This window comes from Paenibacillus ferrarius, from assembly GCF_002027705.1.
GTDB classification, from domain to species: domain Bacteria; phylum Bacillota; class Bacilli; order Paenibacillales; family NBRC-103111; genus Paenibacillus_E; species Paenibacillus_E ferrarius.
Genome location: NZ_MBTG01000007.1, coordinates 225151 through 242133 on the forward strand (window position 1 = coordinate 225151; position 16983 = coordinate 242133).

Annotated in this window: 14 protein-coding genes, 1 pseudogene and 1 riboswitch; of the genes and pseudogenes, 7 read left to right on the forward strand and 8 right to left on the reverse strand. The window is 47.4% G+C overall.

Annotation, left to right across the window (positions count from 1 at the left end):
- Nucleotides 1-2: 2 nt before the first annotated feature.
- Entirely contained in the window at nt 3-599 is a 597-nt protein-coding gene (locus tag BC351_RS09490; RefSeq protein WP_079411116.1) for an ECF transporter S component, read from the reverse strand.
- A 102-nt stretch (nt 600-701) separates the two neighbouring features.
- Nucleotides 702-811: riboswitch (TPP riboswitch) on the reverse strand.
- 190 nt (nt 812-1001) lie between these two features.
- On the opposite strand from BC351_RS09490, the gene BC351_RS09495 reads away from it, so the two are divergent.
- The gene (locus BC351_RS09495) at nt 1002-1733 is read left to right on the forward strand and encodes a DUF3105 domain-containing protein (RefSeq protein WP_158082029.1); all 732 of its coding nucleotides are present in this window, start codon (nt 1002-1004) and stop codon (nt 1731-1733) included.
- A gap of 5 nt (nt 1734-1738) precedes the next feature.
- On the opposite strand, the gene BC351_RS09500 is transcribed toward BC351_RS09495, so the two are convergent.
- Entirely contained in the window at nt 1739-2521 is a 783-nt protein-coding gene (locus BC351_RS09500; protein WP_079411121.1) for an AraC family transcriptional regulator, read from the reverse strand.
- A gap of 120 nt (nt 2522-2641) precedes the next feature.
- On the opposite strand from BC351_RS09500, the gene pyk reads away from it, so the two are divergent.
- A complete protein-coding gene (gene pyk / locus BC351_RS09505) occupies nt 2642-4054 on the forward strand; it encodes a pyruvate kinase (RefSeq protein WP_079411123.1) in 1413 nt (470 codons plus the stop codon).
- A 328-nt stretch (nt 4055-4382) separates the two neighbouring features.
- Here pyk and BC351_RS42140 read toward each other — a convergent pair whose 3' ends face one another.
- Both BC351_RS42140 and BC351_RS09510 read right to left on the reverse strand, forming a co-directional pair.
- Nucleotides 4383-4526: a hypothetical protein gene (locus BC351_RS42140; RefSeq protein ID WP_158082030.1), complete on the reverse strand. Its 144-nt coding sequence runs from the start codon at nt 4524-4526 to the stop codon at nt 4383-4385.
- Between the two features lie 100 nt (nt 4527-4626).
- Entirely contained in the window at nt 4627-5481 is an 855-nt protein-coding gene (locus BC351_RS09510; RefSeq protein ID WP_079411173.1) for an ABC transporter ATP-binding protein, read from the reverse strand.
- A 228-nt stretch (nt 5482-5709) separates the two neighbouring features.
- On the opposite strand from BC351_RS09510, the gene uvsE reads away from it, so the two are divergent.
- A complete protein-coding gene (gene uvsE / locus BC351_RS09515; RefSeq protein ID WP_079411125.1) occupies nt 5710-6666 on the forward strand; it encodes a UV DNA damage repair endonuclease UvsE in 957 nt (318 codons plus the stop codon).
- Between the two features lie 112 nt (nt 6667-6778).
- Here the strand turns inward: uvsE and BC351_RS09520 are convergent, their stop codons facing one another.
- On the reverse strand, nt 6779-7660 hold the full coding sequence (locus BC351_RS09520) for a YihY/virulence factor BrkB family protein (RefSeq protein ID WP_079411127.1): 882 nt from the start codon (nt 7658-7660) through the stop codon (nt 6779-6781).
- A 78-nt stretch (nt 7661-7738) separates the two neighbouring features.
- On the opposite strand from BC351_RS09520, the gene BC351_RS09525 reads away from it, so the two are divergent.
- Both BC351_RS09525 and BC351_RS09530 read left to right on the forward strand, forming a co-directional pair.
- Nucleotides 7739-10093, forward strand: coding sequence for a UvrD-helicase domain-containing protein (locus BC351_RS09525; RefSeq protein WP_079411129.1), 2355 nt, complete (start codon nt 7739-7741; stop codon nt 10091-10093).
- 80 nt (nt 10094-10173) lie between these two features.
- Complete coding sequence (locus BC351_RS09530; protein ID WP_079411130.1) at nt 10174-11076, forward strand: manganese catalase family protein; 903 nt, start codon at nt 10174-10176, stop codon at nt 11074-11076.
- A 1443-nt stretch (nt 11077-12519) separates the two neighbouring features.
- On the opposite strand, the gene tpx is transcribed toward BC351_RS09530, so the two are convergent.
- The 3 genes from tpx to trxB are packed head-to-tail and all read right to left on the reverse strand — an operon-like array spanning nt 12520 to nt 14374.
- A complete protein-coding gene (tpx, locus tag BC351_RS09545; protein ID WP_079411132.1) occupies nt 12520-13044 on the reverse strand; it encodes a thiol peroxidase in 525 nt (174 codons plus the stop codon).
- Between the two features lie 53 nt (nt 13045-13097).
- Nucleotides 13098-13409 carry a thioredoxin gene (gene trxA / locus BC351_RS09550; protein WP_079411133.1) on the reverse strand — a complete coding sequence of 104 codons (312 nt, stop codon included), beginning with the start codon at nt 13407-13409 and terminating at the stop codon, nt 13098-13100.
- Nucleotides 13410-13444: 35 nt separating this feature from the next.
- A complete protein-coding gene (trxB, locus tag BC351_RS09555; protein WP_079411135.1) occupies nt 13445-14374 on the reverse strand; it encodes a thioredoxin-disulfide reductase in 930 nt (309 codons plus the stop codon).
- Between the two features lie 300 nt (nt 14375-14674).
- Here trxB and BC351_RS09560 point away from each other — a divergent pair, with 300 nt between their 5' ends.
- Together BC351_RS09560 and BC351_RS09570 are read left to right on the forward strand one after the other, a co-directional pair.
- Nucleotides 14675-15580 carry a peptidyl-prolyl cis-trans isomerase gene (locus BC351_RS09560; RefSeq protein ID WP_158082031.1) on the forward strand — a complete coding sequence of 302 codons (906 nt, stop codon included), beginning with the start codon at nt 14675-14677 and terminating at the stop codon, nt 15578-15580.
- Nucleotides 15581-15777: 197 nt separating this feature from the next.
- Nucleotides 15778-16934, forward strand: a pseudogene (locus BC351_RS09570) (IS3 family transposase).
- Nucleotides 16935-16983: the final 49 nt, after the last annotated feature.

A 16983-nucleotide genomic window follows, 5' to 3' on the forward strand; every position in this document is an offset into this window, starting at 1 on the left:
ATTTACCCCAATACGTCGTAATCTTTCTTCGAAGCTGGACGAATGAGGCTGAGCACGCCTGTGCGAGACAGCGCACCCGCCAAATAGTACGCGAACACGCCGGCAATCAGCGCACTGCCCAAGAGGCGAAGTCCGATGAACAAGCAGTAATTCCAGAAGGTAAGCTGGTCAATATAACCATAATATTGGTCAACCAGCAAGGATAGTGCAGCGGATGCGAATGCCGCCAAAATCGTAACACCTACATTCACCCGGCGATAAAGGAAAAGAGCAAAAATGATTTCAGCGCCAAGCCCCTGCAAAATGCCATAGACAAGCGTGGAGACGCCCCATGAACCGCCGAACAGTGCCTCGATTGTCGCCGCGGCCACCTCAGCCAATAAAGCAACTCCCGGTTTACGAATAATCAGAAAGGCAAACGTTGCCGCCATAAACCACATTCCGTAGCTTAACTGCTCCGCATGCAAACCTATCGGTTTCAAAATATCGTACATAGGCCCCCATATGCGATAAATCACCCCAAATACAGCTGCGATCACGATCGTGATCAAAATATCGGCCAACTTTAACCCCTGTGTTGCTGTTTCTTTTTGCGCCATCTGATTTCCGACTCCTTTTCGTGGATACGTTTTTGTAAAATGAGATAGGCGAACACGTAAAAAAAGCCCACCGAATACCGGCAGGCATAAACTTAGTGCTAGACAAAAAGGCACTTCATTCTCTACGCTGGCATTATCCAGATCAGATTAACGGTCAGTGGCATAGGGCCACTATCTCAGCCTGACTTCATCAAGCACCCGTGTTGCTATTCATTTGGCTTAACTGTAGCTGATTAACCGATATTTGGCAATCTTTTTCGGAAAATTATTTTTGCTCAAAAACTCAGCTTGCTCCATTACCTCTGCCCTATTTTAGTTTAAAATTTGACTTCTGCCCCTCCTAAAACTACAATACGTAGTGTACTAATGCAAATTTATTTTCAAAGGAGTTTGATGAGATCCATGGACCATTCCACAATGTCACAGGGAACAGATTTTATTGCTATTTTGCTTTACATAGGCCTAGCCTTTTTTGTTGTTGCTATAATCGGGTACGTCCTCTCTGCCAAAGCGCACAAAGCGAATACGAGTCGACTGAAAAAAGCAGAAAAACAAGCCCAAAACAAAAAGCGGAAAACCTTGCTCTTCGTCTCGCACATGCTGGTTATTGTTGCTTTTTGCTTTGTAGGAACTTCACTTATTCAGCGCAGCTCCGGCAAATATAGTGTTGAGAAATTAAATTATAACGCCCCCATTCAGGTCACGACGGATAAGGATTACGGACGCGGCCATGACGAGGGGATGTTGACTTATGAGATGAAAATCCCGACCTCTGGCACACACAGCCCGCATGATTTGAAGTTTGGATTTTATAAGGAAAGACCGCCTTATGCAAAGCTGGTGCACAATTTGGAGCATGGCGATATTATTATTCATTACCATCCGGATGCGCCAAAGGAATTGCTTGATCAATTGGAGTATTTGACCCATTTCAAAAAGGCCGGTGCAGGCATTCTGGCTGTCCCTAACCCCGACGTGCCCAGCGACAAGGAAGTTGTTGTAACGGCCTGGACCAAAACGATGCAGCTCGTCAAATATGATGAAGCGAGTGTCGGCACATTCATCTATCAGAACATCGATAAAGGGCCTGAACAAATCCCTTCCGAAGTGCGCCGCGGCGGCGGTACGATGTAGTCGCGTTATTTGCGAATGGTTTCACGGTCCGATACCAAATCAGTGGGAACCAAACCCGTCAGCCGCCTGAATACCCGGTAGAAATAGGACGGGTCATTATATCCGATAAACTCGGATATCTCCGATACCGTTAAGGCGGAATGGCGAAGCATGTATACGGCTGTTTTGATTCTGGTCGCATGCACGAATTCGCTGATCGTCTGACCCGTCACTTTGCGAAAAAGCGATGCTGCATAGTTCGGAGATCGGCTGATGCAAGCACCGAGCTCATCCTTGGTCACATGCTCCCGGTAATGGCTCTGAACGTACCCCTTCATCTGCTCCACGAGCTGCAGGGTCGCCTTTGAGGCAGCGGCTTCATCCCATTCACGATGCAAATAAACGAACAGCTCTTTTAGCAGCGCTTCACACAGCGTTCGATAATAGGGCTGTTTGTCTTGCCACTGTAGGTGCATCAGGCGCAGGCGATCGAGGATAAGCTCATACTTGCCCGTAGATCGGGTTGTATAGTGCTGCTGTTGAAGAAGAGGGAAAGAATCCGCCGCTGCGAGCGAGGAGAATTGTACCACATATTTTTCATGGATCATTGTTGGAACGCTTCGCCCATAAAAGGGGACCTGACTAGGAATAAGCAGCCATTGCCCCTTCTCCAGCACCTGTTTCTTCTCATTGATCCAGTAGATGCATCGCCCATAAGTGACGAGTACCAGCGTCCAATTCGAACAGCCCTCCTGCTCCTCTGCGTACCAATTGCTACTCTTATCATAGGAAAAGCCAGCTACAATCAAGGTCTCACCACTCCTATACTATAGTACATATATCATACTATATTTCATAGAAACTCGCTGCATTTAGGCATATAATGAAGCCAAAATTGATTCGTCCACGATGAAAGGATGTCCTACACAATGCGTAAAACGAAAATTATTTGCACCATGGGCCCTGCTTGCGATTCCGTCCCTACTTTGAAAGAGCTTATCCGTGCAGGTATGAGTGTGGCGCGGTTAAATATGGCACATGGCGATTTGGATGAGCACCGCGGCCGTATTCAGCGCGTTCGCCAAGCCGCTCAAGAGCTTGGAGTTATCATTCCGATTCTTATGGATATCAAAGGACCGGAAATCCGTATCGGACAGTTGAAAGATGCTTCCTACGATTTGCAAAATGGCGATCGGCTCGTTCTGACAACTGAACAAATTATCGGTGATTCCAGCCGTGTCTCTGTCAATTATCCAGGACTTCCCCAAGATGTCGTGCCTGGCAATCTCGTGCTGATTGATGACGGCTCCATTGAGCTGCGCGTTGAAAAGATCGAAGGCACGGAAGTGACTTGTGTTGTTCTGAATCAAAGTGTTTTGAAACAACGCAAAGGCGTGAACTTGCCGGGCGTGCGTACTTCTCTTCCAGGCGTTACAGAGCGTGATATTATGCACCTCAAATTCGGTGTCGAAGAGAACATCTCCATTGTCGCGATGTCTTTCGTTCGTAACGGGAACGATGTGCGTGAGGTTCGTGGGATTTTGGAACAGCATGGCGCTGGGCTTACGCCGATTATTTCTAAGATTGAGAACGAAGAAGGCATGACGAATTTCGCTTCGATTCTTGAAGCTTCCGACGGCATCATGGTCGCTCGCGGCGATCTCGGCGTGGAAATTCCGACCGAAGAAGTTCCGATCGCGCAAAAAGACATGATTCGCGCTTGTAATTTGGCGGGCAAGCCGGTTATCACGGCGACGCAAATGCTGGATTCCATGCAGCGCAATCCGCGTCCAACGCGTGCTGAAGTCAGCGACGTTGCGAATGCCGTTCTGGATGGCAGCGACGTGGTTATGCTCTCCGGCGAAACTGCTGCAGGCAAGTATCCGATTGAGTCCGTCACCATGATGGCGACGATCGCTGAACGCGTAGAGCAAACCATGGAGCGCAGCTCCTTGATCGATGCTCAGCTTCAGTCGAACAACGAAGTGACCGAGGTCCTTTGCCAAGCTGTCGTATCTTCCTCTGACAAGCTGAACGCCGCAGCCATCTTGACGCCAACGGAGACTGGCTTTACCGCTCGGATGATCGCGAAATACCGCCCGCAAGCGCCAATTATTGCGGTAACAGCCAGCCAATATGCGATCAGCCAATTGAGCATGGTACAAGGCGTCATCCCGATCTTAGGTGAATTCTGCGAGTCCACCGATGCGATGATCCGTTCTGCTATTCAACAAGCCGAAACACTTGGCTATGTGAAAAAAGGCGACCTGACCGTCGTCTCCGCCGGTGTTCCTGTCGGTCAATCCGGCACGACCAACCTGCTCAAGGTTGAGCGCGTTTAGATGTTTGTGAGATGAGCAAAGGAAGCCGTCACCCCACTTTTGTGTGGGAGTGACGGTTTTTTTATTGCTGATCTCCCCTTATTTTAAGTAGATGGCGATTGGAATGCGGACGTACTTACTGCTGCTATTGGCGGTCGGGGGATTCGAGTGTTCTTTAAGTAGCTTCTGGCGAATGGGGATGCGGATGTTTTGATAAGCCTGCAATTATGCATCCTTTTTAGCCGTTTTTGAGGCAGCAGTCCTATATTCCTGCAAATATGCATCTTTTTGCGGCTGATATTCTATTATCAAACAAAAAGGGTAAAAATGCCTGCACTATCGCAGGCTTTTACCCTCTAACAAGCAATTTGGTTGAAAAAACCTGCACTTTTGCATCTTTTGTCCAGTCGATAAAGCGTAGAACCCCTTGGTCTTGGCGATTCCCGGTCCATCCATCGCTCTCAGCAATCTGCTTTCCCAAAGCTCGAATCACAAATAACCTCCCGTGCCACGTTAAACGTGCAACTGGAGGTTATTTCATCATCTGAAGCCCTAGGCCTCATCTACTAGCCGACCGCTGTTCAGATCAGATACTAAACAGCAGCCAGTGCCTTCTTGCTTTCCGGAACAGAGACTACTCCCTTATCTTCTGGGCTGTGGTTCTTGTCAGCTAATTCGTAAGGAATACAGATGGGGACACCTGTACGTGGATCCGGAACGATATCAGCCTCCACATTAAATATTTCACGCAGCGTTTCACTCGTCACAACCTCAGCCGGCGTACCTTCACGCATTACTTTACCCGCTTGAATAGCAACCACATGCTGCGCATAACGAGTAGCATGATTCAGATCATGCACAACCATAATAATCGTTCGTCCTTGCTCGCGGTTCAGCCCTTCCAATAGCTTCAATACCTCAAGCTGATGAGCCATATCCAGAAAAGTAGTAGGTTCATCCAGAAATAAAAGATCCGTTTGCTGCGCCAAAGCCATTGCGATCCAAGCGCGTTGACGCTGTCCGCCTGACAACTGATCGACAGGGCGATCAGCGAACGGCATTAAGCCCGTCACTTCGATGGCCCATTCAATAATTTGGTTATCTTCCTTCGATAATGAGCCCATTGCACGTTGATGAGGGAATCGCCCGTAACCGACAAGCTCCGCCACCGTCAAGCCCTCTGGGGCAATCGGATTTTGCGGCAAAATGGCTAATTGCTTCGCCACTTCTTTGGTCGATTGACTATGGATGGATTTCCCATCCAACAAAACGGTTCCCCGCTGAGGTTTCATAATTCTCGCCATAGATTTTAGAATTGTGGATTTACCGGAACCATTGGCCCCTACTAGGGCGGTTATTTTACCCGTAGGAATGCTTAAATTCAAATTTTCCACAATGAGATGCTCGCCATAAGAAATATTCAATTTATCTGCAACTAGACGATGAATGGAACTCACCCGTTTCTATATAAATTTCGTAACTGATTATCATTATCATAACTATAAATGCAAGTGAGAATCATTGTCAACGAAATAGTAAAAGTTAACGTGCACGAAATCCATATTTTTTGTATTTGACACCAGCCTGACAAATCATCCCAATGTCGCAGCCATTTCGCTATCCGCATTTTGGGGTAAGCTAAGCTCGCTGTCTCACACAACCTTATCGGAGGCCTTATGATTATCAGACTTGGTTTCGTCTCCATCGCCATGGCTATTTTTCACAATACCCCAAGTTCCACTTTTACCTATAAGCTGTTTTCACAGCGTCCGCGGGAGGAAGCCTTGCAGCGAGCTATCGACATCGGACGCAAAAACCTCGCAGCGACTCAGCGTATTCTTTATTACAATGCTGCTCATGGCATTCGCTTGTTCCGCCTTTCGTCACAGCTTATTCCACTGGCTACCCACCCGGATGTTCTGATAGATGTCGCAAATGTATATAAAGAGGAACTGCAGAAGCTCGGCGACTTCGCAAATGCACACGATATCCGCCTAAGTATGCACCCTAACCAATACACGCTGTTAAACGGTAGTGACACGGTTGTGGACGCTGCGATTCAAGATTTGGTGTACCACGCAGCCATTCTAGATGGGATGGGACTGGATCACTCTGCGATTATCAATATCCACGTTGGCGGGATGTACGGAGATAAAGAAGCTGCCATGGAACGCTTGTATGCCAAAGTCCCTGAAGTGCCTGAGCATGTACGGCGTAGGCTTACTTTTGAAAATGATGATAAGACTTACACACTTGAAGAAACATTAGCCGTGAGTCAAAGACTGAATCGTCCCTGCATGCTGGACTTGCACCACGATTGGTGCAACCCTTCTTCCGCCTCACCCGAGGCGCTTCTGCCAGCGATTGCCCTCACATGGGGAGATATTCCTATGAAAATTCATGTTTCTTCTCCAAAATCGCCCAAGGATACGAAGGAGTTTCGTTCTCACGCCGATTATATCGAGCCAGAACCGTTAATTGCCTTTCTCAAAAGCTGCAAGGAGGCGGGATTAGCAAGGATCGATGTCATGATTGAAGCGAAGATGAAAGACTATGCCTTATTTCAACTTGCGGAGCAGCTTGCAAAGATTCGCGGTATGAAACGAATAGATGGCGGGGTTTTGGAGTGGTGAGCGCTGTCGACTATGAACTATGGACTGCAAAAAAAGGCATCGCAGTCCCACTTGAGGATCACTCCTCGATTTTAGTGGAACGTCGAAGCCTTATTTGCGCGGAAACAAATTATCATTTTTTTTGCCCTTTATCTTTGTTCCTATTCTTATCCAGCTTTTTATTTTGCGAAAATCTTAAAATCTCATTTTGGCTTTTCACATGCTTCAAAGCATTGATCTCACCGCCAATAATGATGATCAGCGCCGATATGTAGAACCACGTCATCAGAACTATGATGCCCCCGACACTGCCATAAGTGGCGCTATAATTCGTAAAATTGTTTACATAGAAGGAGAAGCCAAAAGAAGTCCCCTGCCAGCCTAAGGAGGCGAAAAGGGCTCCCGGAAGTACGCTTTTGCAAGTCAAACAAGTGTTAGGAGCTATGTAATAAATACCGATAAATACAACGAAAATAATGATGAAATTCACAAGCCAGCGGAAATTATTCCAAAGATGAATCTTCGCTGCCGCAATAGGAACATGAGCCTCCATCCACGTGCCGATCCAATTCCCGAATACACTTAGAAGCAGCGCGGACGCGATAACGATGAGCATGCCTAGCGTCAGCATCACAGCAAGAAACCGCGAATGAATGAAGCTTTTGCGTTCCGGCAGCCCATAGGCTTTATTCACGGCAATCACAATAGAATTCATCGCGGCGCTTGCACTGACTAAAGCCAAGATGATCCCGAAGGAAAGCGTTGCCCCTCTTTTGACATTCAGCAAATTGCTGAGCGTTTCCTCCAACCAGCTTGAGACGGCTCCCGGCACGTACTCCTTGATCAGCAGCATGATATCATCAGATGAGAAGGGCATATACCCTAATAAACTCATAATAAAAAGCAGAAACGGGAACAAAGACAGTAAAAAATAATAGGCGCACTGCGCGGCAAGTCCCGTAGCGTCATGCTTCTGAAATTGCCCCCATAGCAATTTAAAATTGGAGATAACCATAGGATTATTATCCTTTCTTTGGGCTGAAATTATGATAGAATAGGTAATTCAGAAATGCTAGGAAACAGGTGAATAATAATGAGTTCTCTTTCTATATACCCCACTCCGTCAGGCTCGAAACCTACCTTTGAGCGCCCCATTCCCCATGCGAAAATGGCCCAGCTAACGAATAGCACACATTTCGTATCCAAAGAGGAGCAAGACGCTTTCTTTTTTCGCGATTTGGAAGACAGCCAGATTCTGCTTAATGAAGCGCAGGTGCAAGCCGTTCGTCATTATAAGGGGCCTTTGTTGACATTAGCCGGAGCCGGTTCAGGAAAAACGACCGTTCTAGTATGTCGAGTCGCCTATTTACTGCGTGTCCATCGGGTGCATCCGAGCCATCTGCTGCTGATTACTTTTTCGAAAAAGGCCGCCGAAGAAATGAGAGAACGTCTTACTTCTCTGCCCGGAATTGAGAGCAGTATGACGCAGTCGATGCAGGTGCGCACTTTTCATGCCTTTTGTTTGCGGCTGCTGCGAATGAATGGGTTTCAGCAGGAAATTCTGAGCGATGGCCGCTTTCAGCAAATTGTCTTTAAACGCATCATGCTGAGTATGGGATTGCAGGATACGTATCAGCCGGAAGTGCTTATTGCCCTGCTTTCCTCCTATAAAATGCAACTTATCGAGGTTCAGGATCTCCCGGAAAAAACGGAAGAGGATCAGGAAACGAAGAAGATTTTCATGCAATACGAGCAGTGGAAAATGGAACAGCAGAAAATCGATTTCGATGATATTCTGCTCCTCGCCTACCATTTATTGAAGCAAAATGCCGATATTCTTCGTTCACTGGAACGAAAGTTTACTTATATCAGCGTCGATGAGTTTCAAGATACGAACACGGTTCAATATGAAATTATTAAAATGATCGCTCAAAATCATCAGAACCTCATGGTTGTTGGCGATGATGACCAGACGATTTATTCGTTCAATGGGGCTCGAAATGAATTCATCCTACAGTTCCATGAGCAGTATCCAACTGCCAAGACGGTCACTTTAGATATCAACTACCGTTCAACTTCCAGCATCGTTGGTCTGGGGAACGCCATTATCCGTCATAATGTCCATCGGAAAGCAAAGACTCTTCTGGCTACAAAACAAAGCGAGTTGAAACCAAATTATGTACGACCTGCGAGCAGCGATGACGAAGCCGATTGGTTAATTCAAGATCTCCGGATGAAAGTCGCTGAAGGCGGCGGCTTGTATGGAGATTTTGCGATTCTCTATCGGACTGCCAGCAACAGCCGAGCTATTATCGAGCAGTTGATCATGCATAATTTGCCTTTTGTCGATTACGGCAGCAATGACTCTTTCTACGATCAATGGATGGTGAAGCCGATTATTGACCACCTTCGAATTGCCCATGAACGGCGAAATTTCGAAGCCATAGAGGGTGTCCTACCTTCATTATATATTGGTCGCGACCAAGGCATGCGGATTATTCAAGATCAAGAGGCTATTCAAGCCAAAAAGTGGCCGTTAATCCATCTGCTTGGCTTGCCGCAGCTCAAGGAATTCCAAAAAGAAAAATTGAAAAGCCGAATCAAGTTGATCAAATCTCTTGCTGAGATGAAGCCGCTGGCAGCGGTTCAAACCATTCGCAAAGATTTCTACGATTCCTTCTTGGAAACGAACAAGCGCAGCAAGCTGACCCAACATCGCGAAATGCTGAAAGAAACGCTGGATGAGCTGGAATCCTCCGCCAAACGGTTCGATACGGTGGAGCAATTTCTTTATTTTATCCATGAAGTCGCAGAAAAACGCACGGAAATGAGTGCTCTGAAAAAAGATCATGCCGCGAATAAAATTTCGCTCATGACCATTCATAAATCGAAGGGACTCGAGTTCAAGGTGGTGTACTTGCTTTGTGCGATTGAGGGCAACATGCCGCATAGCTCGGCACTCGATGCTGGCCATCTGGACGATGTGAAGATGGCCGGGGTTGCGGGGCGCGACAAGGGGCCTGCCGCGCTCGAGGAAGAGCGGCGACTGGCCTACGTCGCCGTCACACGCGCCAAGGCTGAGCTGCTGATCAGCTCGCCGGCGTATTATCGCGGGAAGAAGGCGGAGCCTTCCCGCTTCCTGCTGTCCGCGTTCTCTGACGCGGACGCTGGGGTTGCTGCCAGCCGCAAGCCTGCGGCGGCTGGCAGTGGGGCTGCGGCCCGCGAAGCGGCCGCAGGGCGCCCGGCGGCGCGGCGGTTGGATGCCGGCGCGGGGCGCGAGGCCGCGACGGAGGAAGTCGCGGCATGGGTGTGCGGCCAGGCCGGCTGCAAGGCCTGGGCGCGGATCTCGTCGCCGCAGGAAGCGCGGCTGACGGCGAAGGCCTGCCCCCTATGCGGCGGGGCCATGGTGAAAGGCCGCCGGACGGTTTCTCTCGCACGCACACGCTGAACTTGAGGCTAGGCTCCGGCTGCATGATCGACCTCCAACGTGGATAGAATACCTCTATCTGACCAGTTGGAGGGATACACATGATCAAACGTTTCAATCGCTTAGCTATTGAACTGCCGCAACCGACAACCGCCGATCCGAACGCGGCTGCCGCTGTCCAAGAATTGCTCGGCGGCAAATTCGGTGAAATGTCTACACTGAACAACTACATGTTCCAGTCCTTTAACTTCAAGAACAAAACAAAGCTGAAGCCCTTCTACGATCTCGTCTCGAGCATCACAGCAGAGGAATTCGGCCATGTCGAATTAGTTACCCATGCGATCAACCTTTGTCTTGCCGGCTCTACACGGCCTGGAGATCCGGATTCCACTCCTCTGACAGCCGCCAAGGATATACGCAATACACAGCATTTCATTGTTGCCGGCCAGAATGCTCTGCCTTTTGACTCCATGGGCAAGCCTTGGACGGGTGAAAATGTGTTCAACAGCGGCAATCTGATCCTCGATCTGCTGCATAATTTCTTCCTGGAGTGCGGGGCTCGCACGCATAAGATGCGCGTTTATGAAATGACAAGCCATCCTGTGGCCCGCGCCATGATTGGCTATTTGCTTGTCCGCGGTGGCGTGCATGTTGTTGCCTACGCCAAAGCCCTTGAAGTAGCTACTGGAGCCGATGTCACCAAGCTCATTCCCATTCCAAGCTTGGACAACAAAGCTTTCAATGAAACTCGCAAATATGAGGAAAAAGGCTTGCACCGTGTGCTCTACCGCTTCAGTGATGAGGACTACAAGGACTTGGAGCAAATCTGGAAAGGTGCTCATCCCGAGGACGGCGGCTCCTTGATTGTAAAAGAAGGCATCCCTGAGGGTGGGCCCATCCCGGACTACGCAGATACACCGGAAGAGTTCGCACCGGGCATATTCCCGGAGGATTTCATGAAAATTGCTGCTAGATTACAGCAATCGGCGGGCATTACTGTGTGAATCAGGAACCAGCTGCAAGTAAGAGGCTGTCGCAACCCTGTGCTAGTTGCGCAGTTTGCATTTTGTCTGTTTAATTAGAAAATTCCTGCAAATATGCATCCTTTTCGTCTTGGGAATAGGCAAAAAGGTGCAAAGCCTGCAATTATGCATCCTTTCGAGACCTTTTTTCGATTCTAGGTTAGAAAAGCCCAAAAAGCCTGCATAATCGCAGGCTTTTCGCTATTTTCACATGATTTGATCGAAAAAGCCTGCACTATTGCAGGTATTTCAAAATCCGTGATCCACGGACATCGTCTATATGGTGGAGCGTACGCCTATACATGTCTTTGGTTCTTGTTTCACTTGAAATAGAAGCTATAAAGACTTTCATATACTTATTATGTAAACCCCTGGTACTATCAGCAAAAAGCGCCTTCCTACTCCACTCTAAACCTCACTTTTAGTGCAAACCTCTAATTTGCTTAGATGACGGGGTGCTGGGTGCTTGTGTTGGGTGTTGGGTGTTGTCTATTGAGTGTTGCGTGATGGCTGTTGCATGTTGGGCGCTACTATTGAGTGTTGGATGATGGCTGTTGCATGTTGCGCGCTAGCTATTGAGTGTTGGATGATGGCTGTTGCATGTTGGGTGTTGGCTATTGAGTGTTTGGTGCTGCCTGTTGCATGTTGGGCGCTGCCTGTTGCATGTTGGGTGCTGGCTATTAAGTGTTGCGTGCTGCCTGTTGCATGTTGGGTGCTGCTATTGAGCGTTGGGCGCTGGCTATTGAGTGTTGGATGATGGCTGTTGCATGTTGGGTGTTGGCTATTGAGTGTTGCTTGCTTGCTATTGAGTGTTGGGCGCTGGATGGGGATGCTGGTTATTGAGTGTTCGGTGATCGGGATTGAGAATTGGAAGCTAAATGCTGGGTGTTGGCTATTGGGTGCTAGTTGGGTGTCGGATGTTGTCTATTGTGCTAGTTGAGTGCTGCGTGTTGGGTTTTCCACGTTGGGTTTAGGTGCTTGGTATCCAGAGGCGCTGTCCAGTGTCCAATGTTCCATCTGTCGCGCTCCATGTTGTCAGACCAGCAATCTTACGTCTACTACCTTAGATCCTCCATCCGTCCAAACTGCCATCTTACAACCTTTGGCCTGCCCTCTCCGCCATCTATGATCCTCGACTCAACCAATCTGCCATAACCACCTGCAATCGGTTCAATCCACCCTCTACCATCTGCCTCATCCGTCTATGAACGTACACAAATTAAAACAAATAAGAGCCTCAGAGACTCGTATTCTAGAGGTTAATAACTTCTCCCCCTGCTCAACGAACCACTAAAAGCTCTTATTTGCTCCATCTTGTTTTCGAATCTTCTTCAGCCTTCTTCAAGATTTTTTCAAGCTTTTTTCAAGCCTTCTTCAAATCTTTACAGGCCCTCTCGTGTCTTTTCAAGTCTTCTTAAATCCCTCTTACACAAGCTCCCTCAAAGCACTCAAAGCCGCATCATAATTCGGATGCTCTTTCATCTCTGTCAAATACTCGACGTAGCGAACGGTGTTGTTCGTGTCCAAGATGAAAATCGCACGTTGGTCGAGTTGAATTTCTTTGATTAGCAATCCGTATGCTTGACCGAAGGCGCGGTGTTTGTAGTCGGATAGTGTAATGACTTTATCGATGCCCGCGGCTCCGCAGAAACGGCTTTGCGCGAAAGGGAGATCTACGGAAACCGTTAGAATAACGACATCCTCGCCAAGCTTGTCGGCCTCCACGTTGAAGCGGCGCGTCTGTGCATCACAAGTTCCCGTGTCTACAGAAGGAACGACGGAAATCAGCTTCACTTTGCCAGCATAATCCGCCAAGCTTACCTCGGTCATCAAATCTTTATTTAATGTAAAATCCGGTGCCTGATCGCCAACTTTGATTTCCGGTCCAAGCAAGGTTACTGGGTTTCCTCCAACGGTTGCTACTCCTGTGCGTTCTTGAATTTGTGTCATATATATTCCTCCTGAATTTATATTGAAATGCGATTTTATCCACAGCTATTGTCTTAGGCTTGCGAGATCACTGCTTTCAGTTTCTCTTTGGACTGAACACCAACAAGTTGATCAACGACTTGCCCATTCTTGAAAACAAGCAAGGTCGGAATACTCATGACGTTGTATTTGGCAGCGGACTCGGGATTATCGTCCACATTGATTTTTACGATTTTAGCAGCATCGCCAATCTCGGCGGAAAGCTCATCGAGGATGGGAGCGATTATTTTACAAGGACCGCACCAAGGTGCCCAGAAATCGACGAGTACGGTGCCTGCCGCTGTTTCGCTTTGGAATGTAGCATCGGAAATATGGTTAACTGACATGGCTGATTCCTCCTAGTATTGGTTTAACTTATTTGTTACGCGTGCTGCTCTGAGATGTACCGTTCTGCGTCCAGCGCAGCCATACACCCGCTCCCTGCCGAAGTAATGGCTTGGCGGTAAATGCGATCCTGCACATCGCCACAGGCAAAGATGCCAGGCACACCGGTCTGTGACGTTCCCGGAATGACCTGTAAGTACCCCAGCTCATCCGTTGGCAGTTGTCCGCCCAGGAATGCTGTGTTCGGGGTATGCCCGATCGCTAAGAAGATACCGTCTGCTTCGAGCAGTTCCTCTTCGCCTGTCACATTATTGAGCACTTTCAGTCCGCTCACACCCATTGGACCTGCCACTACTTCAAGGGGGGTGCGGTTGAGGCTCCAAGCGACTTTTTGATTGCCGCGGGCATGATCCTGCATGATTTTCGATGCCTTCAAATCGTCTCGGCGATGAACCACGCGCACTTCTGAAGCGAATCGAGTCAAGAACTGCGCCTCTTCCATCGCGGTATCCCCGCCGCCAATGACGATGATTTTCTTATTGCGGAAGAAGAATCCGTCGCATGTCGCACAAGTGCTTACCCCTTTGCCGATATTCTCGGATTCGCCTGGGATGCCCAGCTTTTTGGCCGAGGCTCCTGTTGAGATGATGAGCGCATCTGCTGTGAGCTTCCCTCCATCTTCCAAAAACAAAGTGAAAGGGCGCTTGGAAGTATCCACTTCAGCAACACGGCCGGACTGTATCATCGCTCCGAAGCGCAGCGCTTGCTTCCGCATATTGTCCATAAGCTCCGGTCCGGTGATTCCGTCTGGGAAGCCTGGGAAGTTATCGACCTCGGTCGTTGTTGTCAACTGACCTCCGGGTTGTATGCCTTCGATGACGAGTGGGGCCACGTTGGCTCTCGCCAAATAAATGGCTGCGGTTAATCCTGCAGGACCAGTACCGATAATAATCGCTTTGTGATGCATAGGAATTCCTCCTTTGTGCTTATCCGAAATTTGGGCGTCAATTTAAGTTGTTATAAATTTAATTTGAAGCAAACTTTATGAATGAATCATACCAATTTCATTTAATATTGTCAACAATTAATTTGTGTACAATTTAAAATTACACAGACGATCTCTCTTTCTAGCTGACACTTCATCCATCTGGCATTTTTATCCACCATTTTCATGAACCTTTCAGCATTCACTCAAGCCCCTTTCAGTTTGAGTAGGCATAATGACCTTAGCACAACGAAATCAAATGTTTCGAAGGGAGATCATTCAATGAATAACCATATACAAATCAGTCCCAAATGGAAGTGGGTTTCTACCCTGCTCGTCCTCATTATGATTGCCTATGTACTCGTGTATCCACCTCTGAAGAAAACAGATGAAGCTGCGGTAGCCAAAGTGAATGGAGTTGCCATCAGCAAAACACAGCTTTATGACGCAATGGTAGGCAGCGGCGGCCAACAAACGCTGGATACGTTAATATCCGAGGAACTAATCAACCAAGAAAGCCAAAAATCCGGTGTCCAAGTAACCGATGACGATATTCAAGCAGAAATCTCCAAGATTCAAGGTTCTTACGGATCTGATACCGAATTTCAACAAGCACTTACTTCCTATGGCATGACGCTGGACGATTTAAAGAAAAATATGAAAAGCCAAGTGCTGTTGAAGAAGATTTTAGCCCCTCAAGTTACAATTACGGATGATGAAATTAAAAAATACTATGACGACAATCTGGAGTCTCTGAAAAATCCTGAACAGGTACAAGCCTCACATATTTCTGTAGCAACCAAGGAGGAAGCTGATGCGATCTTAGCGGATTTAAAAAACGGAGGCGACTTTGCTGCCATTGCCAAGGAGAAGTCTCTAGATACAGCAACCAAGGATAAGGGCGGTACGCTTGGATATATTGACAAAGGCAGTATGGACCCTACCTTCGAGACTGCGGTATTCGCTCTTGGCACAGGTGCGACTAGTGAAGCCGTTAAGACCAGCACAGGCTATGACATCATCAAAGTAACTGATCATAAAGCCGCCTCTACGCCAACATTGGAGGAAAAAACGAAGGATATTAAACAAACATTAACCGATGAAAAGTTATCGACGTTGGCGTCGACATGGCTGGATGAGCAAAAAACGAAATCAACCGTTGAGAACTATCTCAAGACAAAGGCTTAACGCTTCGGAGCTGAAAAGCCCCCCAGAGGACCATCAAACGGAACTACAGTACGTTATCTTATCTGGAACAGGCCAGTTTATGGCTCAAGCGGAACTACAGTACGCTATTTGTTCACTTTTGAAGTTAGACTATTTCGTAGACACACCTTAAGGAACAACCTTTATAATATAGATATTAAATAAGGTCGAGGTGTGGCATGGGATCACAACGTGAAAGTTATGATGAGGAATTTAAACGCAAGACAGTTGAACACATGGAGTCTGCTAATAAGAGACCAATTGAAATTTCTAAGGAATTAAATATTCCTAAAAGTACCCTAAGTCGGTGGATTAAACAGTACGGCAGTAGAACTGTAGAATCTCAGTCTCAGGTGTTTGTAGACTATGAACGAATGAAGAAGTTGGAGCAAAGCATCCTCGAATTAAAAGAGGAAAATGAGATTTTAAAAAAGGCGATGCACTTCTTCACAAAGGACCCGTGCTGATTTATTCGTTTATTTATAAACACCGCTTCCAGTACCGGGTCGAGAAGATGTGCACCGTTTTAGAAGTCTCACGAAGCGGATATTACAAATGGATTAAGAGGGAACCTAGTGCTCGTGAAAAGCGCTTAAAAGCGCTAGATCGGAAGATAAGAAGACTGTTTAATCACTTTAAAAAACGCGCAGGAAGTCCGACGATTACAGCCGTATTAAGAAAAAATGGGACTGCGGTTTCTTCCAAAACGGTCAGTCGGCGTATGAAGGAAATGGGATTGAAGTCAATAACCGTAAGGAAAGTAACGGCTACGACGAATTCTAAACATGACTTGCCTGTGTTCGAAAATGTGTTAAATCGTCAGTTTACTGTGCTAGCGCCGAATAAAGCTTGGGTAACGGATATCACTTACATCCAGACGGGCGAGGGCTGGTTGTATTTGGCAAGCGTAATGGATTTGTACTCTCGCAGAATTGTAGGATTTTCAATGGGAGCTCGAATGACAAGGGAGCTCGTTTTAGACGCGCTAGAGAAGGCATATAAGCGTCGCAAGCCTGAGCCAGGATTAATTCATCACTCTGATCGTGGCTCTCAATACGCTAGTCATGACTACCGCGCAAAGTTACAAGAGTACAAAATGATTGGCAGCATGAGCCGTAAAGGAAATTGCTATGATAACGCTTGTATCGAGTCCTTCCATAGCACGTTGAAAAAAGAATTTGTGTACCAAACAAAATTTAAGACCCGTAAACAAGCCATGAGAGAACTCTATGCTTACATTGAGTTTGACTATAATCGACTACGACCACATTCTACTCTAGGATACGAGACGGCTCATCATTTCGAACAAATTTACTACAGAAATCAGGCTGTCTAATGCCGTGGTTGTTCCTTAATTTTGTGTCTACGCTATTGACAGAAGTACA

Coding starts and splice junctions, on each gene's coding strand:
- BC351_RS09490 (WP_079411116.1), bottom strand. CDS start 599: ATGGCGCAAAAAGAAACAGCAACACAGGGGTTAAAGTTGGCCGATATT.
- BC351_RS09495 (WP_158082029.1), top strand. CDS start 1,002: ATGGACCATTCCACAATGTCACAGGGAACAGATTTTATTGCTATTTTG.
- pyk (WP_079411123.1), top strand. CDS start 2,642: ATGCGTAAAACGAAAATTATTTGCACCATGGGCCCTGCTTGCGATTCC.
- uvsE (WP_079411125.1), top strand. CDS start 5,710: ATGATTATCAGACTTGGTTTCGTCTCCATCGCCATGGCTATTTTTCAC.
- BC351_RS09520 (WP_079411127.1), bottom strand. CDS start 7,660: ATGGTTATCTCCAATTTTAAATTGCTATGGGGGCAATTTCAGAAGCAT.
- BC351_RS09525 (WP_079411129.1), top strand. CDS start 7,739: ATGAGTTCTCTTTCTATATACCCCACTCCGTCAGGCTCGAAACCTACC.
- BC351_RS09530 (WP_079411130.1), top strand. CDS start 10,174: ATGATCAAACGTTTCAATCGCTTAGCTATTGAACTGCCGCAACCGACA.
- tpx (WP_079411132.1), bottom strand. CDS start 13,044: ATGACACAAATTCAAGAACGCACAGGAGTAGCAACCGTTGGAGGAAAC.
- trxA (WP_079411133.1), bottom strand. CDS start 13,409: ATGTCAGTTAACCATATTTCCGATGCTACATTCCAAAGCGAAACAGCG.
- trxB (WP_079411135.1), bottom strand. CDS start 14,374: ATGCATCACAAAGCGATTATTATCGGTACTGGTCCTGCAGGATTAACC.
- BC351_RS09560 (WP_158082031.1), top strand. CDS start 14,675: ATGAATAACCATATACAAATCAGTCCCAAATGGAAGTGGGTTTCTACC.